Below are 26,180 nucleotides of genomic sequence, written 5' to 3'. Positions count from 1 at the left end.
ACTAACGATGAATGTGGATTATCCAACAATGATACGTACGTTCAGCCAAGTAATTTGGCCTTTGTGGCGTATGGGTGGTTTGATACTCACAGCCCCGTTTTTTTCTTCTGTATTAATCCCTTCACGGATCAAGGTGTTATTTCTTTTAACATTAGGTTGGGTATGTGCTTCTTTCGTACCCCCACAGCTATCATTTCTGTATTTTAATGGTATTTATGTGGTGTACATGTTGCAGGAGTTATTTCTTGGAATACTAATGGGATTCGCATTGCAGCTTGTATTTCAAATTTTTGTTTTGGCTGGACAGATCATTTCAATGCAGGCCGGTTTAGGTTTCGCTGTGATGGTTGATCCTTCCAGTAAAGCGAGTGTTCCCTTAGTAAGCCAGTTGTATCTGATGATGACTACTTTAATATTTTTAGCACTCAACGGTCATCTTACTTTGCTCGATGCAGTAATAAATAGTTTTAAGATAATGCCCATAGGCCATTCTTCAATGGATAATACTATGGTGTGGCAAGTTATTATGTTTTCCAGCTGGATGTTTAAGGAGGCCGTATTAATTTCAATTCCGGCAATACTGTCTTTACTTATTGTCAGCTTATCATTTGGGATAATGACCCGGGTTGCTCCACAACTCAATATCTTTTCTTTGGGCTTTCCAATTACTCTAATAATGGCAATGGGTATTATTAGAGTCGGCTTGCCGAACGCCGGTATAGAAATGGTTTCAAGTATTGAACAGGGAATGCATTTTATAATAGGGATGTTACGCTGATGTCAGATGAAGAACAGGCTCAGGAAAAAACCGAACAGCCATCGGCCAAGAGACTAAAAGAGTCGCGAGAGAAAGGCCAGGTTGCTCGATCCAAAGATTTTAATGCAACGGTAATTTTACTATTTACCGCTGTAGGTTTTTTTGTTTTTGGAAATCAACTCTCTTCCCATTTAGCTGTGATGATGCGCCAGGCCTTTGAGTTTGATATACAGGTATTTATAACTCCAACGGTAGCTTTTGAGCGATTATTTATTTTAGCCAAAGCTGGACTTTGGGCTCTTGTACCCATATTGGTTGTTATATTTCTTATATCTTTAAGTGCACCTTTATTGATGGGGGGATGGGTATTTAGTAGCCAATCCTTACAGCCTAAACTCTCGCGATTAAGTATGTTAAAAGGTTTTAAGCGTATGGTTTCGCTTAAAGGATTTGTGGAAATGCTTAAATCTTTTTTTAAGTTTGTTCTTATTGCAGGATTTGCCATAGTAGTTCTTAACTTACAGTTTCCTTTACTACTAAGTCTGAGTAATGTCCCATTAGAAACAGCAATTCATGATGGTGGCTATATTATTGTTAAGTCTTTTCTTTTTATTTCGGCAAGCTTAATTTTAATCGCAGCCGTTGATGTTCCGTTTCAGTTATATGAGCACAGCAAGACAATGAAAATGACCAAGCAGGAATTAAAGGATGAATATAAAGAAACAGAAGGAAAACCAGAGGTAAAAAGCGCTATTCGACGGGCTCAGCAAGAGTTGGCCAGGCGGCGTATGATGAGTGAGATTCCTAAAGCAAATGTAGTGCTAACCAACCCAACTCACTACGCTGTTGCAATAAGTTATCATAAAAAAGGCAATCAAGCTCCTATTGTTGTTGCTAAAGGAAAAGATTTGATCGCTTTTCAAATAAGCAAAGAAGCAAAGATGCATAAAGTTCCTATCATTTCGGTACCTCCTCTTGCTCGGGCTATCTATTTTTCTACTAAATTAAATGCTGAGGTCCCGAGAGGATTATACATCGCCGTGGCACAGGTATTAGCTTATGTTTTCCAGCTGCGCGACAAGCAGCGTTATGATTATAAACCTGAAATTTTACAAAACGTACCTATTCCAACAGAATTGGTTCGTGAAGCAGAGGATGACCTGAAATGATAGCCGCCTTGCATTATATACAATTTTGGATGCGTCAGGGATTAGGTACTCCGTTGATGTTGGTCATCATGCTCAGTATGATGATGCTGCCTTTGCCTACGTTCTTATTGGATGTATTTTTTACGTTTAATATTGCGCTATCTTTGGTGGTGTTATTAGCGGTAATTTATAGCGAAAGACCTTTGGATTTTGCGGTATTCCCTACAGTTATTTTGCTCGCCACCTTATTAAGATTGGCACTTAACGTTGCTTCCACGCGAGTTGTATTATTAAACGGTCATAATGGGACTGATGCTGCTGGCCAGGTAATTCAGTCATTTGGTGAAGTAGTCATTGGTGGAAATTACACCGTAGGACTGGTTGTTTTCATTATCCTGGTAGTGATTAATTTTGTGGTTGTTACCAAGGGAGCTGGACGAGTATCTGAGGTAAGTGCACGCTTTACCCTTGATTCTTTACCTGGAAAACAAATGGCTATTGATGCCGATCTCAATGCTGGCTTAATCAATCAGGAGCAAGCAATTAAGCGTCGAACCGATGTAGCTCAGGAAGCAGATTTTTACGGTTCTATGGATGGTGCAAGCAAGTTTGTACGCGGTGATGCAGTTGCGGGCATATTAGTGCTGGTGATCAATATTGTTGGTGGGTTGATTATTGGTGTGCTGCAGCATGGAATGAGTTTAACGGATGCATTGCATAATTATATTTTATTAACTATTGGTGATGGTTTGGTGGCCCAGGTTCCATCTATAGTTTTATCTACAGCTGCTGCAATTATTGTTACTCGAGTGTCCAGCGCTCAAAATATGGGGAAAGAGGTTCTATCACAGGTTTTTGCAAATCCCCGTTCACTGATTATTGCATCAGCTATTATTGGCCTGATAGGTATTATTCCAGGTATGCCACATATTGCATTTATTTTATTAGCCGCCGGTTTAGCGGGAATAGCTTATTTATTTATCAAACAAGCCAAAGAAAAAAAAGATTTGCAGATTAATAAAGAAAATGAGCTTACTCAAATGAAAGATCCTGTTGCCTCAGAATTATCATGGGATGATGTTAACCCTGTTGATGTAATTAGTTTAGAGGTAGGTTACCGTTTAATTCCTTTAGTTGATAGTGCGCAAGGGGGCGTATTACTTTCTCGAATAAAAGGAGTTCGTAAGAAAACATCACAAGAGCTGGGGTTTTTAATCCCTTCTGTTCATATTCGTGACAATTTGGATTTAAAACCTGATCATTACCGGATTAGTTTAGCGGGTGTGGTTATGGGGGAATCAGCAATACATCCTGATAAATGGTTGGCAATCAATCCGGGACAGGTTTTTGGCGCTCTTGAAGGGATACCTGGAAGAGATCCTGCTTTTGGGATGGAGGCAGTTTGGATTAATGAAAATCAAAAAGAACAGGCTCATACTTTAGGTTATACCGTAGTAGATGCGTCTACAGTTGTTGCAACGCATTTAAGCCAAATAGTAGATTTGAATAGTCAACAATTATTAGGATATGAAGAAACACAACAACTTTTAGATAAGTTGGCAGTAAATTCGCCTAAACTGGTAAAAGAATTAGTGCCTGAAGGGCTTTCTTTGGGTATGGTAAGTAAAGTATTGCAAGGGTTATTAATAGAACGTATTCCTTTGACCGATATTAGAACAATAGTCGAAACTTTGGCGGAGAATGCGCCAAAATCCAAAGACAGCGAGTTTTTAATTAGTCAGGTACGAATTGCATTATCAAGGTTAATTACCCAGAAAATCAGTGGATTAGACGAAGAACTACCAATTATTACTTTAAAACCGGAGTTGGAACAATTATTGCAGAGTACTATTCAGAATAGCGGAACGGGTGGTGTCAGCTTTGAGCCAGGTATGGCAGATAAAATACAAAACTCTTTGGCACAGTTTGCTGCTCAGCAGCAAGCAAAACAAGAAAGCTCAGTGTTAGTAGTACAACCAGCGATACGTTCTGTTTTGGCACGATTTGTGCGTAATATATCCAATGACTTCCATGTATTGTCTTACCAGGAAATTCCTGATAACAAACAGATAAGAATAATTGGTACCGTAGGATAGTCATACTCATCGCGAGTATAAAAAGCAGGAGGCTTTATGAAATTGAAACGTTTTGTCGCTGCAGATACCCGCAGTGCCATGCAACAAATTAAGGCAACTTTTGGTCCTGATGCCGTAATTTTATCCAGTCATCGTGTAGAGGGTGGCGTAGAGGTTGTTGCTGCCATTGATTTTGATGAGTCGATTTTGTCAACCCAAGCTGCAGTTGCTTCTGCGGAACCGCCTACCCTGACTGAGAAGTATTCCCACCAAACACCAATAGATGATGTGCGTCAAGAAATTCAAACGTTAAGAGGAATGCTTGAAGCTCAATTAAGAGGTAATGTGGGCGGTAATGAACCCTTACATACGGTGTTGTTACAAAAGCTCCTGTATCTTGGAGTCAGTCATACTACTGCTGCGACCTGGGCACGTATTGTCAGTCCTGATTTAAATCAGCAACGAGCCTGGCAAGCCGTCTTAGCCCATGTTTCAGAATTGTTGCCTATTCGTGATACACGAAGGATAGAGGAGGGTGGCATTTATGCATTTGTTGGGCCAACAGGTGTTGGAAAAACGACAACGCTTGCCAAAATAGCAGCACGTTTTTCTTTAAGATTTGGCGCTGACAAATTAGGTTTAGTGACCATGGATACCTATCGTATCGCAGCTCAAGAACAATTGGTTCTTTACGGAAAAATTTTGGGGGTAAAAGTATGTGTTGCTCAGGATGAGGTTTCTTTAGCACGGGTACTGCGCCAATTAAGTGATAAAAAATTAATTTTGATCGATACCGCAGGGATGAATCCGGCTGATGAGCGAGTAGCCAAGCAAATGCATGTTTTGAGTACGTATCTTCAATCTATTGCCAAGGTTTTGGTATTACCTGCAACTAGCCATTATCAGGTGCTCATCGATGCAATACGACGATATCAGTCAAATCACATTGATCAATGCATAGTAACAAAACTAGATGAATCCCTGGCGGCGGGTGGTGTTTTGAGTGCGGTAATAGAATCTGGCTTAGGGGTGAGTTATTTGACGCATGGTCAACGAGTTCCAGAAGACATTAAAATGGCTACGCGTCATCAGCTTGTTGAGCTGTTCGCTCAACAAGAACTTCAATTGTTCCAGGCAGATAGAGATATCCAGAAAGAACAAGTGAGTGTTGGGAGTGAATATTATGTCTAAAATTATCAAAAGCATTAAAGATCAGGCTTCTGGTCTTAGAAATTTGTCACGAACTAAACCTGTTAAAGTGATAGCAGTTACCGCAGGTAAAGGTGGCGTTGGCAAAAGCAATGTTTCAGTTAATTTGGCTGTTGCTCTGGCCCAGCTTAACAAGAGTGTGATGTTACTTGATGCAGATTTGGGGTTGGCCAATGTTGATATCATGTTGGGATTGCATACAAAATATAATTTATCTCATGTCATTCAGGGAATATGTCATTTAAGCGATATTATTTTGCAGGGACCCAATGGAATAAGAGTAATACCGGCTGCTTCTGGAACGGAATTTATGACCCAACTTACTCAGGCTGAGCATGCCGGAATAATCGATGCATTTAATGAATTAACCGATGATTTGGACTATATGATTATCGATACTGCTGCGGGAATTTCGGACACAGTATTAAGTTTCGCTCGTTCCTCACAAGAGTTAATCGTTGTTGTATGTGATGAACCGACTTCATTAACCGATGCTTATGCTTTAATCAAGGTGATGAGTAAACGATATGAATGGATTCATTTCCATGTTTTAGCCAATATGGTTAGAAGTTTAAAAGATGGACGCGATTTATTTAATAAATTATTCAGAGTTTCAGAACAATTCCTTGATGTTCATCTAAACTACTTAGGAGCAATACCGTTTGATGAGAACGTTCATAAAGCGGTAAAAAAGCAAAAACCTGTTCTGGTTGCATACCCGGACTCCCCTGCTACGGCTTCATTAAGGGAGTTAGCAGAGGCAGTAAATAACTGGCCGTTTAAACCATTATTAGGGGGCAACACCAGTTTCTTTCTGGAGCGATTAGTTTCAGGTGAATTTTAGAAATTGTTCACTATACTTAGAATAGATTTATGCGTTTGGGTTAGATTTTATAGATTATCAATTATCTGTGCTGTTTTTGTAAGGAGAGTATCGTGGATGCTTTAGCTGCATACAGCAAAGTAAATCAACAAACCCAGGAAACACTAGTAAATGGTCATGCTCTATTGGTGAAACGTATAGCCCATCATTTATTAGGGCGTTTACCCCAAAGTGTTCAACTTGACGATTTAATTCAAGCTGGAATGCTTGGTTTACTTGAGGCTGCAAGACATTATGACTCGTCTAAAGGGGCCTCATTTGAGACTTATGCTGGAATTCGTATTCGAGGACATATGCTTGATGAAGTTAGACGTAATGATTGGGTTCCTCGTTCTGTTTATCGTAACTCCAGAATGATTTCTGAGGCTGTAAAACAGGTTGAACATAAATTGGGCCGTGGGGCTAAAGATTTTGAAGTGGCGGAGGAGTTGGGTCTTCCAATTAATGAATACCATGAAATGCTGCAAGACTCTGCCAGCAGTCATTTATATGGTTTTGATGACTTGGGTGTAACAGACGATGTTTTATATACTGAAGGGAGTGGGGCATCAAATGAGCCTCATATCAGCGTTCAACATACTGATTTAATGAGTCATCTTACTGAGGTTATTGAGGGATTGCCTCATAAAGAGCGGTTAGTATTGTCCTTGTATTACGAACAAGATCTTAATTTAAAGGAAATTGGAGAAATTTTGGAGGTGAGTGAGTCTCGTATATCTCAAATTCTTAGCCAGGCAACTCACCGTATAAAATCACGCTTACCGGAATAAATAATAATAATGGATGCATTAACGCTAATTGGTTTATTAATAGGTTTTCTTGCAATTATTGTAGGACAAATGATTGAGGGAGGGGATATCCATTCTCTATTCAATGAAGCTGCCTTATTGATTGTTTTGGGGGGAACACTAGGTGCTGTATTGCTGCAAACTCCAATGCCAACCTTTAAGAGAGCATTTAGAATATTGCCCTGGATATTTCGACCTCCCCATATTGGTTTTGAAGAGTACAGAAACTTACTCCTTGACTGGGCGAAAAAAGCACGACAGCTTGGTCTACTTTCTTTGGAGGAGTACCTGGAAGTTGAAAAAAACCCATTAATCAATAAGGGCCTTGAATTACTGGTTATTGGTGTTGATAAAGAAACATTAAGAAATGTCTTAGAAGCTCAGATAGAACATGATGAGGTGCAGGATTTACGAGCAGCGAATGTATTTGAAAGTATGGGCGGCTATAGTCCCACCATAGGAATACTGGGGGCTGTTGTGGGATTGATTCAGGTAATGAGTAATTTAGCTGATCCTGGAAGCCTGGGATTGGGTATAGCAGTAGCATTTGTGGCTACTATCTATGGTGTAGGAATGGCTAATCTTATATTTTTACCTGTAGCGAATAAATTAAAAAGTTGTATTTCTCGCCAAGTACATTTTGATGAAATGGTTGTAGAGGGATTAGTTGCCATAGCCTGTGGTGAAAGTCCTAATATGTTACAACTGAAATTAAATAATTTTGGCCAGCATAAAAAACATGACAAAAAGAAAAAGAAAAAATAAATCAGAAGAGCATGTAGATAATCATAGATGGGTTGTTTCCTATGCGGATTTCATTACCTTGTTATTTGCTTTTTTTGTGGTGATGTATGCCATCTCTTCAGTAAATGTGTCAAAGTACAGATCTCTTTCTGAAGGAATGAAATCGGCTTTTGATAAAAAAGATCAAAATAAAGCCATGGTATCAACTGATAATAAAGTTAATGGTCCGGGAGTAAAAAAAACCAGCGGGACTTATAGAGATGGTCTTGATGAATTAAATGAATCTTTATCAGGATTGCAAAATGGAAATTTTAAAATTAATCGACAGGATGGTTGGATCGAGATGGATATGAAGGCCGCTTCTCTGTTTGATTCAGGAACTGCTGATTTAACCTCAGAGGCTTTAATAAAATTAATGCAATTAGCAGCAAAAATTAAAGACGTTCCTTTTCCCATTGTAATTGAGGGATATACTGATGACATGCCAATAGGAACCCCCCAATTTCCCTCTAACTGGGAGCTTTCGGCAAACAGAGCGGCATCAGTAGCGCGTGTTTTAAACAGCTATGGGATTAGTACTGATCGTATTCTAGTCACCGGATATGGCGAACAATACCCCATTGCCGATAATCTTACCGAAGAGGGAAGAGGGTTAAATCGAAGAGTAAATATTGTAATTGCAAAAGATAGAAAGGTAGATAGATTGATCAATCCAAAAATAAATCAGAAACATCATATTATTTTAAACACAACGCCTTCTACAGTACCCTCGATTAAATTAAACAAACAGAGTTCGAATAAAGTAGAGTCACAAAAACACAGTACGGATAAAAAGGAAAAACAATGATAAATATCATCCTGAGTTTTAATTTAATTATCTTTTTGTTTCTAGGTAATTTCTTATTAAACCAACGTAAACAACTATCTGCACAGCAGGAAAAATTAGATTCTCTGGATCAATTAACGACTCAAATACTTAAAGATCATCCTGTATTAATTAATGCTGACTTGTTATTTTCCAAACAATTAAGAGAAATAAATAAACAATTAATCAGTATGGATAACCAATTACAGGATTTAGAAAATAAAAGAGATAATGATGGTGGTTATCAACATGCTTTAAGAATTTTGGAAATGGGAGGCGATCAGGAGGAAATCGTTGCCAGTTGTCACTTATCTAATGCCGAAGCAGAATTGTTAATAAATTTGCATGCTTATCGAACTGCGTTAAAGGCCACTTAGGGATTGGATAATTTCTCAAAGTATTAATGATTCCAAACCAATAACTATAGCTAGAAAGCTACTTTCACTGTAAAATCCTATCTTTATTTTTGAAGAGACACCTATGTTAGAAGTGAATCATATTAACCTGAGCTTAATTGATTTGGGTAAGCGTATCGAGTCGCTTAGGGGGTACCTTTGACTTCGAAGCGAAAAGTGAACGACTCGAAGAAGTAATCCGTGAATTAGAATCATCAACTATATGGAATAATCCCGAACAGGCCCAAGCATTGGGTCGTGAAAGAACTCAATTAGAATCAGTAGTTATTTCTTTAGTCAAACTGAGTCAGTCCTTAGTTGATTTAACAGAGCTGTTTGATCTTGCTCGAGAAGAACAGGATGAGCAGACAATTACTGATATTGGGGAAGAACTGGAATCGATAGAAGTACAGGTCGCAGGTTTAGAATTTAGACGCATGTTTTCTGGTAAAATGGATAACTCAAATGCCTATCTGGATATTCAAGCCGGTTCTGGTGGAACCGAGGCACAAGATTGGGCTGAAATGATATTGCGAATGTTTTTGCGGTGGGGCGAACAGCATGGTTTCAATACAGAATTAATTGAATGTTCCCCGGGTGAAGTCGCCGGGATTAAAAGTGCAACTATTCATTTTACTGGTGAATATGCCTTTGGCTGGCTGCGAACTGAAACAGGAGTTCACCGTCTTGTTCGTAAATCTCCTTTTGATTCAGGCAACAGGCGCCATACTTCTTTTGCGGCTGTTTTTGTTTCTCCCGAGGTAGATGATGATATTGAAATAGAAATTAATCCAGCTGATTTACGAATAGATACTTACAGGGCATCTGGCGCGGGTGGTCAGCACGTAAATAGAACTGACTCAGCCGTACGGATAACGCATGCACCCAGTGGTATAGTAGTACAATGTCAGAATGATCGAAGTCAACATAAGAATAAAGATCAGGCCATGAAGCAGTTGCGTGCCAAGCTATATGAAATGGAAATGCAAAAGAAGAATGCAGAGCAGCAGGCCTTGGAAGCGACTAAGTCTGATATAGGGTGGGGGTCACAAATTCGATCTTATGTATTGGATCAATCACGGGTTAAAGATTTGCGCACAGGTGTAGAAACCAGCAATACCCAAGCGGTATTAGACGGTGCATTAGATCAATTTATTGAAGCCAGTTTAAAGGCAGGAGTGGGTGCAACATGACTGAAGAACATTTAGATGAACATATAGATGAAAGCGAGGTTTATCAAATTCGCAAAAAAAAATTAGCCGATTTACGCAATGGTGGTTTTAATTTTCCCAATCAATTTCACCGTGAGCATTTAGCTGACGAGTTAATGAAAAAATACAGCGACCTTGAAAAAGAACCGTTAGCGCAACAGCAGGTTAAAGCTGCCGTTGCAGGGCGTATTGTCTTGAGACGCATTATGGGTAAGGCCAGTTTCTTTCACATTCAAGATGTATCGGGACGGATGCAAATCTACATCAGAGCAAATGACCTTCCTGAATTGTACGAACAGTTCAAACACTGGGATTTAGGGGATATAGTTGGGGTTAAAGGAGAACTCTTTAAAACCAACACCGGCGAGCTCACCATCAATGCGGAACAAATTGAGTTATTGACCAAATCGTTAAGACCATTACCTGATAAATTTCACGGTTTGGCTGATCAAGAGATGAAATATCGCAAACGTTATGTTGACTTGATTGCCAATGAAGACAGTCGAAAAACCTTTTTGATCCGCTCACGCCTTATTCAGGCAGTTCGACAATTTATGGACAGGAATTATTATTTGGAAGTTGAAACACCAATGATGCACCCCATCCCTGGCGGCGCTGTGGCTCGTCCTTTTGTGACGCACCATAATACCCTGGATATGACAATGTATTTGCGTATTGCCCCAGAGCTGTATCTAAAGCGACTAGTTGTAGGTGGCTTTGAGCGAGTGTATGAAATTAACCGTAATTTCCGCAATGAAGGAATTTCTACGCGTCATAATCCAGAATTTACGATGATTGAGTTTTATCAGGCTTATGCTGATTATGAAGATCTAATGACCTTAACTGAGCAATTATTGCAGTATTTATGCGATACGGTTTTAGGTAACAGGCAAGTAGAATATCAGGGCCAGGCTATTGACTTTGACCAGCCCTTCGCACGCATGAGTGTTAAGGAGGCGATATTAAAACATCATCCTAAAATTAATGCGCAGCAGTTAGAATCCATAGACGGGTGCAGAACATTGCTTAATGATTTAAATTTATCTTACAAAGAAAGCGATGGATTAGGTAAATTACAGATGATAGCGTTTGAAGAAACAGTAGAACATCAGTTATTTCAACCCACATTTATTACTGCCTACCCAACCGAAATATCTCCATTAGCAAGACGAAGTAATCTCGATCCTGAGGTAACAGACAGGTTTGAGTTTTTTATTGCAGGCCGTGAAATTGCTAATGGTTTTTCTGAATTGAATGATGCTGAAGATCAGGCGGAGCGTTTTCATAAACAAGTTGCAGAAAAAGATGCTGGCGATCTGGAAGCGATGCATTTTGATAGCGATTACATTGAAGCTTTGGAATATGGTATGCCCCCCACAGCAGGAGAAGGAATAGGAGTGGACCGTTTGGTAATGTTATTCACTGATTCACAGTCTATTCGTGATGTTATTTTATTCCCGCATTTACGCCAATAATTGGGGGGGTGATTTATGTCTGTTCGGTGGATCCAGAAAGCAGTTCAGTATATTAAAGAGATACAGGATGTTGGCTTCTTTGCTTTGATGGCAGATTCTCGCATTTTCATGTTTTTTACAGGAACTCCGTTATACTATGTTATGTTGCCGTTCATGGGTCTTTTGCTGACTGTAACGGCTTTAATTAATGGATATAACCTTCTCAAAGCGAGAAACAAAAACCTGGATCAATGGTTTGGTTTTATTATATCAGCAGTGTGTGCGGTATTAGCCAGTATTTCGCTTTATGGTGCGGCTATATCAACAGCGTATGGTCTTTCTTTTTTAGCAGGTCCCTGGTTTTTTTTCAGTAGCGTCCTTGTGGCCGCTTTTCATCAGCTGGCCATGCTAGGGCTTAATGGATACAGAGCTTATGAGTCCCCTCAAGGTTCTGCTCAGCGGATGCATTATATTCAAGCTGCTTTGAATAATTTAGTGGTTCTAAGTTTATTAGCTGCTGTTGTGGGAGCTGTGGCTTTCGTAATGCTTTTTCCTGTTGCTCCTGCTGTCGGATCTGCTTTTGCTTTAACTGCAGTTGCTTGTACTGTCTTAAATATTTTGTGGCGATTCATTCCTCATAATTGGAAACTGTCTGTTAAAGGATTGTTAGGTTTAGGAAAACCGGAAGCAACCGAACAAGAGCCTACGGAGTCCTCAGAGTTAATAAGAAGTTTAAATACTGACTTACAACATGCTCAATACCATCGGATATTTACCCGTTGTGATTACAGTGCAGAAGTTAAGACTATGAAATTAAATACAGGAGAGGCCTACCTGCAAAAGATTATTAGCAAAAAAATTACTGTTCTACAGGAGTCATCTGTTCCAGAAAATGAAAAAAACAATCAAAAAGCAGCCTTTCTTAACGATATATCATCATCCCTGAGTTACCATACTCCGATGAACAAGAAACAGTTATTAAGAGCATATCCTCTTGCATTCCAAAGTTTTTGGGCAGATAAGGGGGATGTGGAGCAATTGTTTGATGCTGCTAAGGTTTTATTTGACAAACGCGAGGGGCAGAAAATACTCGATGCTACTTTAGTAGTTGAGTCTGAGCAAACTTTGTTGCCTAGGCTCCCTTAAAATAAACTTCTCCTTCGGTTGCTTGTAACGTCCAGTAGTCCAGTAATTTTCACTAAAATCAAATAAAGTTACCTCGACCACGCGGCAGCGTACTCTCAGATCCTGGTTGAGGCTCGCTTATCTCATTGCTATAGATCTCAATGTAAACGGTCGGACCATCATTTGAGATCAACAGTCCGACTTATATTAAATTATAAAATCACCGATACTATGTTATTGTCAGTGATGATGGACATTTGAACCATGTCCATGCGGATGTACGGTTCCGTGTCCGATATCAATTGGTCCATGGTGATGTTGGTGGCGAACATCGAAAAGAGAACCGCCGTAAACTGGTGTCGGAAAAATCGTAGGCTGATAATAGGTCGGACGAGTATGAAAAGAGCCAGGAGCTCTAACAGTATAGGAGTTGTTTCCAGAAAATAAAAAAGGAAGTAAACAAATGGCACCAATAATACCAAGAACTGCTAATACTCCAGCAATAGGTGCGAGAGGAGCTGCTGCGGCTACTGCGGAGACACCGATGAGAGCCGCTGTGCTTACCTTAGCCGTTGCCAGAGCAATTCCTCCAGTTACTACTGCTGCTGCGGTTAATGCGCCCAAACACTTGAGCATAAAGCTGTAATTAACAGTATTATCGGAGGCTGTCTGCGTAGTTCGTGGGTGTGGAGTTGTTTGTTTAGGACTTTGTGGATATTTTTCTAATTTTGTTTCCATTGGCTACCTCATCTTTTTACCAGGTTAAAAGCATTCCAGTTTAAATTAATTTCTCACTGAGAATGGAGAACTCGTTGTTTTATAGATAGTTATCTCATCAAAAAAGTGTTTATCATTGGATTTGTTCATAAAAAAAAATAACTAACGCGTTCTTTTCTATACGATGGGGATTTTACCTTATCAGTGGCAAATGTCACAGTATTTTAATTAGTGAAATGCGAGGGGAGGATTGGAGTTCATGATTTGGTTTTTAGACAAATAGCTGCTAATTAACTAAGCTTAGGATAATTATCCATTTAAATCATTGATGCATGAGAATGACATGGGAGAGGGAATTAATATCTTAGGATTCTAAATAATTTCTGCTACAAGGTGATTTTGGAGAGGGACAAAATAATATAGGCGCGGTTTTCTGGACACAAAAAAAGGTTTTTTAAGAGCTATTCTTCTTAATACAAAGAGGAGAATAAAATGTCTAAAAAGCGAGCTTATTATACGGCGGCCAAGAAGGCAAAAATAACGCTAGCTGCGATTGAGGGGAAACTCACACAAGCGCAAATTACCAGTGAATACGGTGTTCACGCAACGCAGGTAAAAACTTGGAAGCAATCGGCCATCAAAGCCATTAACGATTTATTCTCTGGGGCTAATGAAAAAGAAGCCAAGTCCCAAGAGCAGCTTGTTGAGGCATTATATCAAGAAATTGGTCGACTTCAAGCGCAGCTATCTTGGCTAAAAAAAAAGCATGAACTTTAGTCTGGATGAAAAGCGCGTCATGATTGATCCTCTTGCCGAGCTCACCATTCGTGAACAATGCTTGCTATTAGACTTGCCTGTTTCAAGTTATTATTATAGTGCCATGATATGGGTCCGCATGTCTGGAACAAAATTAAGGAAAAATAAGAGCTATTCATCCATCATTTATAGTTAAAAATTCACTCAAATTAACCTATTTAAACCTACTCAATACCGTATGAATAGTGATTGCTACTACGAATTGTCTTAGGTCATTTTACCACAACTCTATCAGAATGACTTATCCACAAGTCCACAGGTCAGGAGAGCTTCACTTTCTCGTATAGGCCTGTGGGCCTTGTGGGTAAGTCATGACGCTCTCATTTAGGGTTTATGGTCTTTTCCGGCCATAATACACCTCTGCGGGCGTTAAATAATTAAAGGACTGGTGAAGCCTTCGGTTATTATAATACTCAAAATACTCCGTTAAGGCCAGCTCAACCTCTTCAATTGTATCAAAATCATACCGGTAGATTTTTTCTTGCTTAACACTACGCCACAATCGCTCGATAAATATATTATCTAAATAACGTCCTCGCCCATCCATGCTGATAGAAATGTGGTGAGATTTTAGCGTATTTATCCAATCTTTTGAGGTAAATTGAGAACCCTGATCCGTGTTAAAGATCTCACAACGCGAATGCAGCAAAGCGTTTCTAAGCGCCTCAATACAAAATTCAGCCTCCATAGTAGGTGAAATAGCCCATCCAATCACATAACGACTATACCAGTCCATAATAGCTACTAAATACACATGCTTTCCTTTCATGCGGATGTAGGTGATATCTGCGGCCCAAACCTGATTTGGTTTGGTGATATCCACCTCTTTTAATAAATAAGGGAACACCTCATGCTCCTTATTGGGAACGCTTGTATTTGGCTTTGGGTAAACAGTCGATAACCCCATCATTTCCATCAACTTTTTTACTCGACGTTTACCAACAGGATAGCCTACTTCTTTTGACAGCCATCTTGCCCGCTTAATTTTACCTTCACATGGATACTGCAGATAGTGCTCATCAAGTAGCGCCATAAGCGCTTCATCTTCGACAGAAATGGGCTTGGCACTATAATAATAACTTGAAACAGGCAAGTCTAATAGCAAGCATTGTTCACGAATGGTGAGCTCGGCAAGAGGATCAATCATGACGCGCTTTTCATCCAGACTAAAGTTCATGCTTTTTTTTTAGCCAAGATAGCTGCGCTTGAAGTCGACCAATTTCTTGATATAATGCCTCAACAAGCTGCTCTTGGGACTTGGCTTCTTTTTCATTAGCCCCAGAGAATAAATCGTTAATGGCTTTGATGGCCGATTGCTTCCAAGTTTTTACCTGCGTTGCGTGAACACCGTATTCACTGGTAATTTGCGCTTGTGTGAGTTTCCCCTCAATCGCAGCTAGCGTTATTTTTGCCTTCTTGGCCGCCGTATAATAAGCTCGCTTTTTAGACATTTTATTCTCCTCTTTGTATTAAGAAGAATAGCTCTTAAAAAACCTTTTTTTGTGTCCAGAAAACCGCGCCTATATTACCAAGCCCATTTCTGTCGAAGATGAAGCGCTTATGGCGCTACTTGATGAGCACTATCTGCAGTATCCATGTGAAGGTAAAATTAAGCGGGCAAGATGGCTGTCAAAAGAAGTAGGCTATCCTGTTGGTAAACGTCGAGTAAAAAAGTTGATGGAAATGATGGGGTTATCGACTGTTTACCCAAAGCCAAATACAAGCGTTCCCAATAAGGAGCATGAGGTGTTCCCTTATTTATTAAAAGAGGTGGATATCACCAAACCAAATCAGGTTTGGGCCGCAGATATCACCTACATCCGCATGAAAGGAAAGCATGTGTATTTAGTAGCTATTATGGACTGGTATAGTCGTTATGTGATTGGATGGGCTATTTCACCTACTATGGAGGCTGAATTTTGTATTGAGGCGCTTAGAAACGCTTTGCTGCATTCGCGTTGTGAGATCTTTAACACGGATCAGGGTTCTCAATTTACCTCAAAAGATTGGATAAATACGCTAAAATCTCACCACATTTCTATCAGCATGGATGGGCGAGGACGTTATTTAGATAATATATTTATCGAGCGATTGTGGCGTAGTGTTAAGCAAGAAAAAATCTACCGGTATGATTTTGATACAATTGAAGAGGTTGAGCTGGCCTTAACGGAGTATTTTGAGTATTATAATAACCGAAGGCTTCACCAGTCCTTTAATTATTTAACGCCCGCAGAGGTGTATTATGGCCGGAAAAGACCATAAACCCTAAATGAGAGCGTCATGACTTACCCACAAGGCCCACAGGCCTATACGAGAAAGTGAAGCTCTCCTGACCTGTGGACTTGTGGATAAGTCATTCTGATAGAGTTGTGGTAAAATGACCTAAGACAATTCGTAGTAGCAATCACTATTCATACGGTATTGAGTAGGTTTAAATAGGTTAATTTGAGTGAATTTTTAACTATAAATGATGGATGAATAGCTCTTATTTTTCCTTAATTTTGTTCCAGACATGCGGACCCATATCAAAACAATGCATCAAATTGCAACTGTTGTCTTCAGGATTTTGATATTAGTCAATTTTTCTCAGATGACCGTATATGCTGCGCAAAGTGCTGGTTTTGCAGTTGGACCGCAATACAATACAACCCATGTCTATGTCGCTCCTGGACAGTTTAACCGTTTCATAGCGAGCTTTATGGGGACTTTCGGAGGGAATACTACAAAGCAAAATACCTTCCAGGTAACCCCAGAGAACAGCCAGGCTATATTGCAGCTTGGATTAACACCGGTAGGAACAGTTTCGGTATTCGGGTTCAAGACACCTGCTCCCTATCCTTTTGGGCTTGAGCGTACGGGTTATCTCGTTAAGGATTTTGATAAAGCTATTGATGCTGCACATGCTGCAGGAGCAGATATTATAGTAGCTCCCTTCTCAAACATCTTAGGAAAGAATGCCATTATTCAATGGCCTGGTGGTGTAAAAATGAAACTCTATCAGCTTAATATACCACCAGCTTATCCTCAATTGAAAACTATCCCAGAAAATCGTGTCTATATTTCCCCTAATCGTGCCGACCACTTCATTAAGAGTTTTATTCAATTTTCAAAGGGCAGGGTACTTTCAGATAATGCGAATGCACCGGGCATAGAGATAGGACAGCCTGATAAATACTACCGACGTGTGCTTATCGAATCCGGCTTTGGGAGAATAATGATCATTATAACCAATGGTCATTTGACTTGGCCTTATGGGCGTGAACTAACGGGTTATGAGGTTGCTAATCTTAAAGAGACTCTTGCTCAAGCTGAAATTGCTGGTGCAAGCATTCTGGTTAAACCCTTTATTGGGGAGCAACGAATTTCATCCATGGTGAAATTTCCTGGCGGTTATATTGCGGAAATCCATGAAAACTCGTCATTACCTGCAGCAATGGAGCCTTAATCTGAAGGTTTATTTGTTTCGCAATAAAATATAGTACTTCCAATGACCGCTGCGGGCATGATCACTATATTCAGGAGGGGGATAAAACTGAATAGATTAATTAATGAGCCAAATCCTAGTGAACGCATTTTATTATTTTTTATTTTCTGTCGCATTTGTCTAAAACTGATTAAATTATTATCCATGGGAAAATCTTGGTACTGAGTGCTGAGCATCCATGCTGTGAAAAAGAACCATAAAAAAGGATAAATTGGGTGTATAAATGGCACAAAAAATAAAAGAAACATGCCTGAAAGACGAGGTAGAAAATATTTTAAAAACTGTCCTTGGCGTTTAATACTGCGATGCGCCATTTTAGAAAAAGACAGTGATGGTGTAGGTATACCATAAAGTAAAAATTGCGCTTTTTCTGCTAATAAGCCATTGAAGGGGGCAGCTATTACATTAAAAAAAACAGTAAAAAGCGATAGAAACATCAGGAAAAAACTGATTATAAAAATGATGAGCAATACCCCGCTGAGAAAACTTAGCCAGGAGGGTAACTTATCCAGATAGTAAGTTGAGTAGGAGAACAAATGATGATAAGTAAAATAAAATAATCCACCAAACAAGATAAAATTAAAAATCATCGGTAATATAATAAATCGTTTCAAACCAGAAGTTAAAAGATGACGAATTCTATAGTGGACCCCAAAAATGAGACAGTGGTGTAAAATAGAAACCATTGTTAAACGGGGTACCAAGTGGCTAAAAAAAAATTTACATCTGACTTCAAAGCAAAGGTAGCAATTGAGGCATTAAAAAGTCACAAGACGACCAATGAATTGGCATCTGAATTTGAGGTGCATGCAACACAAATCAATCTGTGGAAAAAACAATTACTGGATGGAAGCAAGCAATTGTTTAGCGGCAAGCATGACAAAGACATGGACTCCATCATACAAGAACGAGATCGATTATACACGCAAATAGGCCAGCTAGCGGTTGAGTTAGACTGGCTTAAAAAAAAGACCGGTCATCTAAGTTGAGCGTGCGGGAGAAGCGAGCCATGATTGATGTCAATCACCCTACACTCAGCATCGTACGCCAATGTGCATTGGTTAATTTGTCACGCGCTAGCTACTATCGCACTGCTGGCGAAGGAATATGTACCGAGAGCCCAGAGAATCTGGCTTTGATGGTCTTGATTGATGAGGAATACATGCGCCATCCTTTCTATGGAAGCAGAAAGATGCGTTCTTATTTACGTCGCCTTGGCCATGACGTTAACCGTAAGAGAGTGCAGCGTTTGATGCGGATCATGGGTCTGGTTTCAGTGGCACCAAAGCCGAATACGAGTAAAAAGAACAAGGAACAAAAGGTTTATCCCTACTTGCTACGTGGTTTAGTGATTGATCGACCCAATCAGGTTTGGTGCACCGATATTACCTACTGTCAATCAGCATCCAATTTTGACCCTCAAACCGCATCCAAAATTGACCCTCAAAAACATATCACATTGATTATTTACTTTACTGTTTTAGCTTCGATTTTTAAAGCGATAACTTTCATTTCCAGTCTCAACAATAGAGCAATGATGAGTCAATCTGTCCAGCATGGCTGCGGTCATTTTTGTATCACAAAACACCTTTGGCCATTCACCAAAATTTAAGTTTGTTGTAATGATTAATGATGTTTTTTCATATAATTTGCTAACTAAATGAAACAACAGAGCTCCGCCCGCTTCAGAAAATGGTAAATATCCAAGCTCATCCAGGACAATAGCATCAAAATTTTGCAGGCGATTAGCTAGCCGTCCTGTATTAACTTGTTTTTTTTCTTGTTCTAATTTGTTGACCAGATCAACAACATTATAAAAACAAGCCCGCTTTCCTTGCTTAATTAAATTAGTTGCTATAGCAATAGCTAAGTGCGTTTTACCAGAGCCCGTGCCACCCACAAAAATAATATTGCGCCCAGCATCAACAAAGCTCCCTGCGTGCAATAAACTTATTTCTTCTTCATTAACAGGATGTTGCGTAAAATCAAATTGGCTTAAATTACGATTGACCGGGAATTTTGCGACACTCAGTTGATAATTAATAGCACGCGTTTTGCGTGTTATTTGTTCTGCTTCTAATAGCATAGATAACCACTCATAATGAGTTAGTTTCACCAAAGGCTTCGACTCTTCATAGGCTAGCAACCTATCTAACATGCCTTGTAATTTTAATATCTTAAGCAACTCAGATAATTTAGTGAATGGCATGATTTGCTCCCGTTAAGAGTAAATTATATTTATGACAATTACTTGTGGGTTCTTCCTTTAAGATTAATCCAGCGGGCATTGTCGTTGCTTGAGGAAGTGCTGTAGGCCGTAATCGATGCAACGCATTAAGAATATAATCACGGCTAACCACCTGCTCTGTTAGCGCTAATTCACAGGCTACACTCACCGCCTCAATGCCATGCTCACTCATTGCCAACAGCACCTCAACGCATTCTCTGTCACCACCACGGCGCTTCATGAGAATGCTTTTGATTTTTAAAATGGCTGGTGGTAATTGCCAGTCTTTGAATGGAGCACCATTGCGTAATGCCCCTGGCTTGCGCTCCAGTAAAGGTAAATAATGCCATGGATTAAACAGTGTTTTATTGCGGCCAAAGGTGCGTTGGTGGCAACCGATGGACTCATTACCTGAAAATACCTCTATAGTTAATGCGTATATCCTGAGCGTCACCATCTGGTTGGCATAGGCACAATCAACGCTATAACGATTTCTATCGCAATGAATCAAGCAGGTTGAATGTACTAGAGTTGAAACTTCTTTATACCCATCAAATGGATGATTTAACGCTCTAAAATGAGTTCTTTCTTCTTGAAATACAGCGTCAACAGTTAGTTCTTGTTGTTCTGGGTGATGCCTTTTCTCGGCCAATAATTGGCATTGCTGCTGAAGATGTTCATTTAATAACGACAAGGTTTCATATTTAAGACGTGGTTTAAATACCCAGTCACGTACATTATCAACTTGATTTTCAATCTGCCCCTTTTCCCATCCGGCTGCGGGATTGCAGGCTGTAGGTTCAATTAAGTAATGATCCATTAATGCCAAAAATCGCCGGTTAAAAGCACGCTCCTTACCCTTGAAAACACTATCTACCGCCGTTTTCATGTTGTCATAAATACCTCTTAGCGTTAAGCCACCAAAAAATTTGAAGGCTAAATTATGCGCATCAAATAACATTTCTTGAGTTTCTCGAGGATATGCTACAAGAAAAAATTTACGGCTGTAGCTTAAACGAAATTGAGCTACTTTGATTTTTTGAACAACGCCTGCAAGCTCTACAGTTTCTTCACTCCAATCAAACTGATAGGCCTCTCCGGGATGATAGTATTGTGGAATATAGGCTTTTAATGACTCTCGACTCGTACAGCGCCATACTTTAACAAAACGCTGGACACTATCATAAGAACCGCAATAGCCACTTTCTTTTAGTTGAGTGTAGTACTTCATTGCACTACGGCGTTCCTTTTTCGATAACTTGTGGTCGTTGTTCAACCATGATACCAACGTCTCTTTGAAGATATTCAGTGCAGGTAGTGGTTGAATGGAGCGTTGATAATTTTTCCCAGACTTTTCTGCTCGGATTACCCGTCTAACTGTATTACGCGATAATCCTGTTGTGCGAACAATTTCCGCAATAGTTAATTTTTGCACATGAAACATGCGCCTAATTTTTGCTTCTGTTTCCATGATCAACATCCTCTAATTCCCTCTAGATTATTAAAATCTAGAGTACACGTTTTACTCGATTTTAGAGGGTCAAAATTGGATGCTGATTTACCCTAAAAGGGGGTCATTTTTGCATGCTGATTTACAATTACCTACGTTAGGATGCAAGGAGGCTTTGTATATTTGGTGGCAATAATGGACTGGTATAGCCGCAAGGTGCTCTCTTGGAAGGTATCAAACAGCATGGATGATGACTTTTGTGTAAGCGCGTTGGAGAGCGCCATCAGGCTCCACGGCAGGCCTGATATTTTTAATACGGATCAAGGCTCCCAGTTTACCAGTAAGGCGTTTACCGATGTTTTAAAAGACCATGACATCAAAATTAGCATGGACGGGAAAGGTCGATGGATGGATAATGTGTTCATTGAACGGCTATGGCGTTCAGTCAAATATGAAGATATTTACATAAAAGAATACGGAACAGTTTTAGCACTACGAAATGGTTTAAGGGTGTATTTCAAGTTTTATAACGACGAAAGACCTCATCAATCATTTGGAATATACACGCCGTCAGAGGTTTATGCTGGCCTATATGAGGCTGCAGCGTAATGGAATGCCTGTGGATATGTGGACGCGTCCTGCGGATCAGCCATCGCCCTTCGGGACATGTGGACAAGCCATGGATAACAAAAAGACGTTATCCACCGCTTGACCACACTCGATGGCTTCGCGCCCACATACCCACAGGCTCAATAACAGGTGTTTCATTAACTGCTATTGTGGTTGACTCGTGTGCTACGCACCCTCGTCAACGAAAGAAAGTAGAATTAAAGTTATATCTTAAATTAAACGGATCGCTGTCTTGACAATGGGGTCCACTGTATTCCTCGCAACATATAGAGCATGCCATGAAAAAAATTGTTCATTCTAATTCCTAAGTTTGATCATTACTTCCAGCTGGTTGTAGATCCACATTAATCAGATGAGTGTCACATCCTGTAACTAGTTTAACAGCCTAATGACTCTAAATTCCAGTTTTACTCGTCTCGAAATACGAAGCTAAAGACACATTGCCATCAAGTATCTGTTGATTGAATACCAGAAAGGGACATGCCAGGAGTGTAGTGGCTTATTTACAAGAGATATCAAAAATTAATGGCGAATTTTTCCCTGCAGCATTGAAAGGAGCACGATCTTTAAATGGTAATAATTGCAGCGGACGCCTGTTTTATGAGGCCAAAGTTTACAGCTCAACAGAAGAAGAAACAAAAAATGAAAAGTCGCAAGAGCAATTAATTCAGGAAGGAATGGAAAATTTTTTTAAAAATGAAAAATTGATTGAATATAGCATGCAGCGGCTAAGTGGTTTTGAGCCAGTTATGGATGAGAAATGCACGGTATTTACGAAGGATTTCGTCGAGGATTTTTTTAAACTCATAGAATCAACTAAAGAGTGGCAGGAGTTCTATCAAGATAGAATAAATGAATTAGGGGAAACTAAAGCTGGCGATTTGGTTAACAGTATAAAAGGTGCTTTTGCCTATAAAGTCATCGGTGCGATACCCCAGGAAAAACGAGGACCAGGAAAAGATAAATTATTAAATATATTTTTTTCTAACTATCCTGACATGAGCGTTCCTTTTAAAGAGTATAAGCAAAAAAACATAGTACAACTTAATGGTTTGAAAGAAATGATTGAAACAAAGGTAGGGCAACTGAAAGCTTTAACCTCTAATGATAGCGAGGCTAGAGAAAAGCACGAGCAGTTTCTGTCGCACATCGTGGGAGAGTTGGAAAAAAATATTGTGGGAATATTAGATAAGCCTGAATTTAAAACTCTGGAAAGGGAGACGCAGAATAAGTTTCTCCTCCATGATCTGGCATCTATACTTTTTGATATTAAGACTGTATTGAATGGACTTAACCAGAGTGGAAATGAGTCGATATTAAAAGTCTGCCAGAGGTCGCTCGCTGATTGTGTGATTAAAATCATCAATAAATACAATCAAAATGATGAGTTGGGTAACTTAGATTGGAACAACAATCCAAAATTGATGGTCTTAACTAATTTTGCAATGCAGCATAAGTCGGATTTTCGGGGAGCCTATCAGAAACGATATGAAGATACCTTTAAGTTATTTGAAACTAAAATCAATCTGGAAAAAGAGATGAGAAAACACAAAGTACAATCCAGTCAGTCATTCTTTCAGTCCGAAGAGATAGAAAAGGGCGAGGAAGAAAAGGAGGCTAATCACAAGCCTCCAGGTAATATTGGCTAAATAAGGAATTAGTGCGGCTGATTTACTGTCACTAGCGAAGTACGAAAAAATTAAATAGTGATAAATGCAAGCTATTGTTGCATTGCATGAAATTTTAAAAATGTAATGCATCTTATCACGCCTTTATAGATATGAGTTCATAGTTGAACCAAATAGACAGCTAAAAATATTATCTATTGTTTGGTTTCCAGCCGAAAACCAGCATCTTTAAATTTCCCCAAGGTAGAACGAGAGAATGGCAATTGCTTTTTATCTCTAACTCAAAGACAATGCCCCGTAAATTTTTAACATAAAACACATGAGGTGCGTTGTGAATAAAGAGATGATTCTTGAGCAATTAGAAAAAATTCAGGACTTAAAATCTAAAATATCAAAAAGAGTGTGGTCTAATGCTCACTCTGTCAGAGAGATTGATGAAGATAAGTTTGATAAAAAAGGGGAAGCACTTACTCAGCGAGTGATCAAGTCACGTACCGAGTCACTGGCTGAGCGACTTATTAATGAATATCCTGACACTGATCCGGTTCTAATTAGTTTAATGGATGGCGCCTTGCCTTTTGCCAGCCTCTTGCATACTGCTTTAAACGAACGTGGTTTTAAATTTTCCTACACCACCATGCAAGCAAGTAGTTACGAGAATAAAATGACTTCCGGAGAGTTGAAAATCAACTCTATGCCCAAGATTCGCTTGGGTGGGCGAACAGTTTTTGTAATCGATGACGTATGCGACACAGGCAAGACCTACTTAAAAATCAGACAATTGCTTGAAAGCTTTGGAGCTATAAAGGTTTCTTTAGTCGTTCTTGTCGATAAGGTACAGCAAAGAATTAACGATTACAGACCTGAGTATGTGGGATTTGAAGTGCCCCCCGATGCATTTATTGTTGGAATGGGATTGGATTACCTGGGTGAACTGCGTAACGAGTCGGAGATTCGCGGAGTAGTTCTGTCCTCTTTACCTACTGCGGAAGAAGAGGAGTTATTAAACTCAGAGGCAACACTCAATGAACAACTGGTTAAACTGATTGCATTGGAACAAACAGCCAAACCGGGCAGCAGCAACGTCACTATATTTGGTGGCACCTTTGAGAAATCAAGCCAATCTGAAACTTACACTTCACCCGCTCAAAAAGCCTCTGGTTCCATGCCAGTTCAACAAGGTATGACCACTTCCTTTTAGTAAGCAGGTCATGAGTACATGCCGGGCGCTTGGACCGGCATCTTTTTAAGAGACGCTAAAAGATTGTAAACAGGCCATATGCAGTGTGCTTCTGTGTAGTATTGCGTGAACAGGCTGAGTCGCGATTCAACCTGGTGTTGGCTGTATGAGCAGCTTTACTTTGGAGTCACGCATAAACTGTTGAAACTTTCTCCAGAAAACCTGCCGGCGAGTGCCGACAGGTTAATAAGAGTTGGTTAAAGTCAAGTCGCCCCTTAATCCTCATCTTCCCAACTTAAAGTACCGCCTGCCTGGTATTCAATAACCCGTGTTTCAAAGAAGTTTTTCTCCTTCTTTAAGTCCATCATTTCACTCATCCAGGGAAAGGGATTTTCAGCGCCAGGATATTGATCAGCTAAACCAATTTGATTTAAACGACGATTAGCAATGAAATGCAAATACTCTTCAAACATTTCTGCATTCATTCCTAAAATACCATGAGGCATAGTATCTTTAGCATATTGGTATTCCATTGCCACGCCATCTTTGACGAGTTGAATAATTTCATTTTTAAACTCAGGTGTCCACAAATGGGGGTTTTCGATTTTAATTTGGTTGATGACATCAATACCAAAATTCATATGCATGGATTCATCACGCAAAATATACTGGAATTGCTCTGACGTCCCTACCATTTTGTTACGACGCCCCATGGAGAGAATCTGAGTAAAGCCTACGTAGAAAAATATACCTTCAAATATGACGTAAAATGCGATTAGATCACGTAACAGACGTTGATCATTCTCAGGGGTACCGGTATGAAAACGTTCATCACCCAAACTTTGTGTGAAGGGTAATGCCCAAGCAGCTTTAGTGGCAACTGAAGGAATTTCCCGATACATATTAAATACTTCTGCTTCATCAAGTCCTAAACTTTCAATAATGTATTGATAAGCATGGGTATGAAGTGCTTCTTCAAAGGCCTGGCGTAATAGATACTGTCTGCATTCAGGATTGGTAATGTGCTTGTAAACAGCAAGAACCAGATTGTTGGCAACCAATGAATCAGCAGTAGAGAAGAAACCCAAATTACGTTTAATAATTAAACGTTCATCTTCAGTAAGACCATTAGGATCTTTCCATAATGCTACATCAGCGCTCATGTTTATTTCATTAGGCATCCAATGATTGGCACAGGCTGTTAAATATTTATCCCAAGCCCATCGGTACTTAAATGGAACCAGTTGGTTTAAGTCAGCTCGGCAGTTGATTATTTGTTTGTGATCAACTTGAATACGTGCAGCACCCATTTCTGGTATTTCTAGTCCTGTTGCGCCCAGAATTAGGGGCGCATCAGTTTGTAGTGTATTATTAAATGACATTAATTTCTCCTG

At 39.6% G+C, this 26,180-nt stretch carries 26 protein-coding genes and 2 pseudogenes; 21 read left to right on the top strand and 7 right to left on the bottom strand.

Features of this window, described 5'->3' with window-relative positions; translation table 11 throughout:
- The first annotated feature begins 7 nt into the window (after positions 1-7).
- The 12 genes from fliR (at position 8) to HRS36_RS10945 (ending at position 12,675) form a co-directional block, all read left to right on the top strand.
- Positions 8-778, top strand: coding sequence for a flagellar biosynthetic protein FliR (gene fliR, locus HRS36_RS11000; RefSeq protein WP_173237348.1), 771 nt, complete (start codon positions 8-10; stop codon positions 776-778).
- On the top strand, positions 778-1,926 hold the full coding sequence (gene flhB / locus HRS36_RS10995; RefSeq protein WP_173237347.1) for a flagellar biosynthesis protein FlhB: 1,149 nt from the start codon (positions 778-780) through the stop codon (positions 1,924-1,926). Before fliR ends, flhB begins: the two co-directional genes overlap by 1 nt.
- Positions 1,923-4,001, top strand: a complete 2,079-nt coding sequence (gene flhA / locus HRS36_RS10990) for a flagellar biosynthesis protein FlhA (RefSeq protein ID WP_173237346.1) — start codon at positions 1,923-1,925, stop codon at positions 3,999-4,001. The genes flhB and flhA overlap by 4 nt, the downstream gene beginning before the upstream one ends.
- A 36-nt stretch (positions 4,002-4,037) precedes the next feature.
- A complete protein-coding gene (flhF, locus tag HRS36_RS10985; protein WP_173237345.1) occupies positions 4,038-5,171 on the top strand; it encodes a flagellar biosynthesis GTPase FlhF in 1,134 nt (377 codons plus the stop codon).
- Positions 5,164-6,033, top strand: a complete 870-nt coding sequence (locus HRS36_RS10980) for a MinD/ParA family protein (RefSeq protein WP_173237344.1) — start codon at positions 5,164-5,166, stop codon at positions 6,031-6,033. The genes flhF and HRS36_RS10980 overlap by 8 nt, the downstream gene beginning before the upstream one ends.
- A gap of 92 nt (positions 6,034-6,125) precedes the next feature.
- Positions 6,126-6,842, top strand: a complete 717-nt coding sequence (locus HRS36_RS10975) for an RNA polymerase sigma factor FliA (RefSeq protein ID WP_173237343.1) — start codon at positions 6,126-6,128, stop codon at positions 6,840-6,842.
- Between the two features lie 9 nt (positions 6,843-6,851).
- On the top strand, positions 6,852-7,625 hold the full coding sequence (locus HRS36_RS10970) for a flagellar motor protein (RefSeq protein ID WP_173237342.1): 774 nt from the start codon (positions 6,852-6,854) through the stop codon (positions 7,623-7,625).
- A complete protein-coding gene (locus HRS36_RS10965) occupies positions 7,600-8,451 on the top strand; it encodes a flagellar motor protein MotB (protein ID WP_173237341.1) in 852 nt (283 codons plus the stop codon). Before HRS36_RS10970 ends, HRS36_RS10965 begins: the two co-directional genes overlap by 26 nt.
- Positions 8,448-8,846 carry a DUF2802 domain-containing protein gene (locus HRS36_RS10960; protein ID WP_173237340.1) on the top strand — a complete coding sequence of 133 codons (399 nt, stop codon included), beginning with the start codon at positions 8,448-8,450 and terminating at the stop codon, positions 8,844-8,846. The genes HRS36_RS10965 and HRS36_RS10960 overlap by 4 nt, the downstream gene beginning before the upstream one ends.
- Before the next feature lie 103 nt (positions 8,847-8,949).
- Positions 8,950-10,057 (top strand): peptide chain release factor 2 gene (gene prfB, locus HRS36_RS10955; RefSeq protein ID WP_173237339.1). Its coding sequence is split into 2 segments (ribosomal slippage): positions 8,950-9,024 and positions 9,026-10,057, totalling 1,107 coding nucleotides; the frame shifts between segments, so codons are not numbered across the junction.
- Positions 10,054-11,550 carry a lysine--tRNA ligase gene (gene lysS / locus HRS36_RS10950; RefSeq protein WP_173237338.1) on the top strand — a complete coding sequence of 499 codons (1,497 nt, stop codon included), beginning with the start codon at positions 10,054-10,056 and terminating at the stop codon, positions 11,548-11,550. Before prfB ends, lysS begins: the two co-directional genes overlap by 4 nt.
- A 15-nt stretch (positions 11,551-11,565) precedes the next feature.
- On the top strand, positions 11,566-12,675 hold the full coding sequence (locus tag HRS36_RS10945) for a hypothetical protein (protein WP_173237337.1): 1,110 nt from the start codon (positions 11,566-11,568) through the stop codon (positions 12,673-12,675).
- 219 nt (positions 12,676-12,894) lie between these two features.
- Here the strand turns inward: HRS36_RS10945 and HRS36_RS10940 are convergent, their stop codons facing one another.
- Complete coding sequence (locus HRS36_RS10940) at positions 12,895-13,392, bottom strand: hypothetical protein (protein WP_173237336.1); 498 nt, start codon at positions 13,390-13,392, stop codon at positions 12,895-12,897.
- 471 nt (positions 13,393-13,863) lie between these two features.
- Here HRS36_RS10940 and HRS36_RS10935 point away from each other — a divergent pair, with 471 nt between their 5' ends.
- Both HRS36_RS10935 and HRS36_RS10930 read left to right on the top strand, forming a co-directional pair.
- Positions 13,864-14,148, top strand: coding sequence for a transposase (locus tag HRS36_RS10935; protein WP_173235475.1), 285 nt, complete (start codon positions 13,864-13,866; stop codon positions 14,146-14,148).
- Entirely contained in the window at positions 14,138-14,323 is a 186-nt protein-coding gene (locus tag HRS36_RS10930) for a hypothetical protein (protein WP_173237335.1), read from the top strand. Before HRS36_RS10935 ends, HRS36_RS10930 begins: the two co-directional genes overlap by 11 nt.
- A 195-nt stretch (positions 14,324-14,518) precedes the next feature.
- On the opposite strand, the gene HRS36_RS10925 is transcribed toward HRS36_RS10930, so the two are convergent.
- Both HRS36_RS10925 and HRS36_RS10920 read right to left on the bottom strand, forming a co-directional pair.
- Positions 14,519-15,364, bottom strand: a complete 846-nt coding sequence (locus HRS36_RS10925; protein WP_173235473.1) for an IS3 family transposase — start codon at positions 15,362-15,364, stop codon at positions 14,519-14,521.
- Entirely contained in the window at positions 15,354-15,638 is a 285-nt protein-coding gene (locus tag HRS36_RS10920; protein WP_173235475.1) for a transposase, read from the bottom strand. Before HRS36_RS10920 ends, HRS36_RS10925 begins: the two co-directional genes overlap by 11 nt.
- A gap of 49 nt (positions 15,639-15,687) precedes the next feature.
- Between HRS36_RS10920 and HRS36_RS10915 the strand changes: the two genes are divergently transcribed.
- Both HRS36_RS10915 and HRS36_RS10910 read left to right on the top strand, forming a co-directional pair.
- Positions 15,688-16,449: an IS3 family transposase gene (locus HRS36_RS10915; protein ID WP_173237334.1), complete on the top strand. Its 762-nt coding sequence runs from the start codon at positions 15,688-15,690 to the stop codon at positions 16,447-16,449.
- Positions 16,450-16,720: 271 nt separating this feature from the next.
- The gene (locus tag HRS36_RS10910) at positions 16,721-17,632 is read left to right on the top strand and encodes a glyoxalase (protein ID WP_173237333.1); all 912 of its coding nucleotides are present in this window, start codon (positions 16,721-16,723) and stop codon (positions 17,630-17,632) included.
- Here HRS36_RS10910 and cysZ read toward each other — a convergent pair.
- Positions 17,629-18,285 (bottom strand): sulfate transporter CysZ, encoded by a 657-nt coding sequence (gene cysZ, locus HRS36_RS10905; protein ID WP_267313900.1) that lies wholly within the window; start codon positions 18,283-18,285, stop codon positions 17,629-17,631. The genes HRS36_RS10910 and cysZ overlap by 4 nt on opposite strands.
- Positions 18,286-18,375: 90 nt before the next feature.
- Here cysZ and HRS36_RS10900 point away from each other — a divergent pair, with 90 nt between their 5' ends.
- Together HRS36_RS10900 and HRS36_RS18965 are read left to right on the top strand one after the other, a co-directional pair.
- The gene (locus HRS36_RS10900; protein WP_173237134.1) at positions 18,376-18,660 is read left to right on the top strand and encodes a transposase; all 285 of its coding nucleotides are present in this window, start codon (positions 18,376-18,378) and stop codon (positions 18,658-18,660) included.
- Positions 18,661-18,680: 20 nt separating this feature from the next.
- Positions 18,681-18,899: pseudogene (locus tag HRS36_RS18965) on the top strand (IS3 family transposase); the annotation flags it as partial.
- Between the two features lie 252 nt (positions 18,900-19,151).
- Here HRS36_RS18965 and istB read toward each other — a convergent pair.
- Complete coding sequence (gene istB / locus HRS36_RS10895; RefSeq protein ID WP_173235816.1) at positions 19,152-19,880, bottom strand: IS21-like element helper ATPase IstB; 729 nt, start codon at positions 19,878-19,880, stop codon at positions 19,152-19,154.
- Positions 19,867-21,378 (bottom strand): IS21 family transposase, encoded by a 1,512-nt coding sequence (istA, locus tag HRS36_RS10890; protein ID WP_197933184.1) that lies wholly within the window; start codon positions 21,376-21,378, stop codon positions 19,867-19,869. Before istA ends, istB begins: the two co-directional genes overlap by 14 nt.
- A gap of 117 nt (positions 21,379-21,495) precedes the next feature.
- On the opposite strand from istA, the pseudogene HRS36_RS10885 reads away from it, so the two are divergent.
- The 3 genes and pseudogenes from HRS36_RS10885 to HRS36_RS10875 all read left to right on the top strand — a co-directional run.
- A pseudogene (locus HRS36_RS10885) lies at positions 21,496-21,957 on the top strand (IS3 family transposase); the annotation flags it as partial.
- A gap of 515 nt (positions 21,958-22,472) precedes the next feature.
- The gene (locus HRS36_RS10880) at positions 22,473-23,627 is read left to right on the top strand and encodes a hypothetical protein (RefSeq protein WP_173237330.1); all 1,155 of its coding nucleotides are present in this window, start codon (positions 22,473-22,475) and stop codon (positions 23,625-23,627) included.
- A 310-nt stretch (positions 23,628-23,937) separates the two neighbouring features.
- On the top strand, positions 23,938-24,807 hold the full coding sequence (locus tag HRS36_RS10875; RefSeq protein ID WP_173237329.1) for a phosphoribosyltransferase: 870 nt from the start codon (positions 23,938-23,940) through the stop codon (positions 24,805-24,807).
- 254 nt (positions 24,808-25,061) lie between these two features.
- Here HRS36_RS10875 and HRS36_RS10870 read toward each other — a convergent pair whose 3' ends face one another.
- A complete protein-coding gene (locus HRS36_RS10870) occupies positions 25,062-26,168 on the bottom strand; it encodes a ribonucleotide-diphosphate reductase subunit beta (RefSeq protein ID WP_173237328.1) in 1,107 nt (368 codons plus the stop codon).
- Between the last annotated feature and the right edge of the window lie 12 nt (positions 26,169-26,180).

It is taken from the genome of Legionella antarctica, from assembly GCF_011764505.1.
GTDB lineage: Bacteria > Pseudomonadota > Gammaproteobacteria > Legionellales > Legionellaceae > Legionella > Legionella antarctica.
Note: the sequence above shows the minus strand (reverse complement) of the source record. Positions and strands in the feature narration are given on the sequence as shown.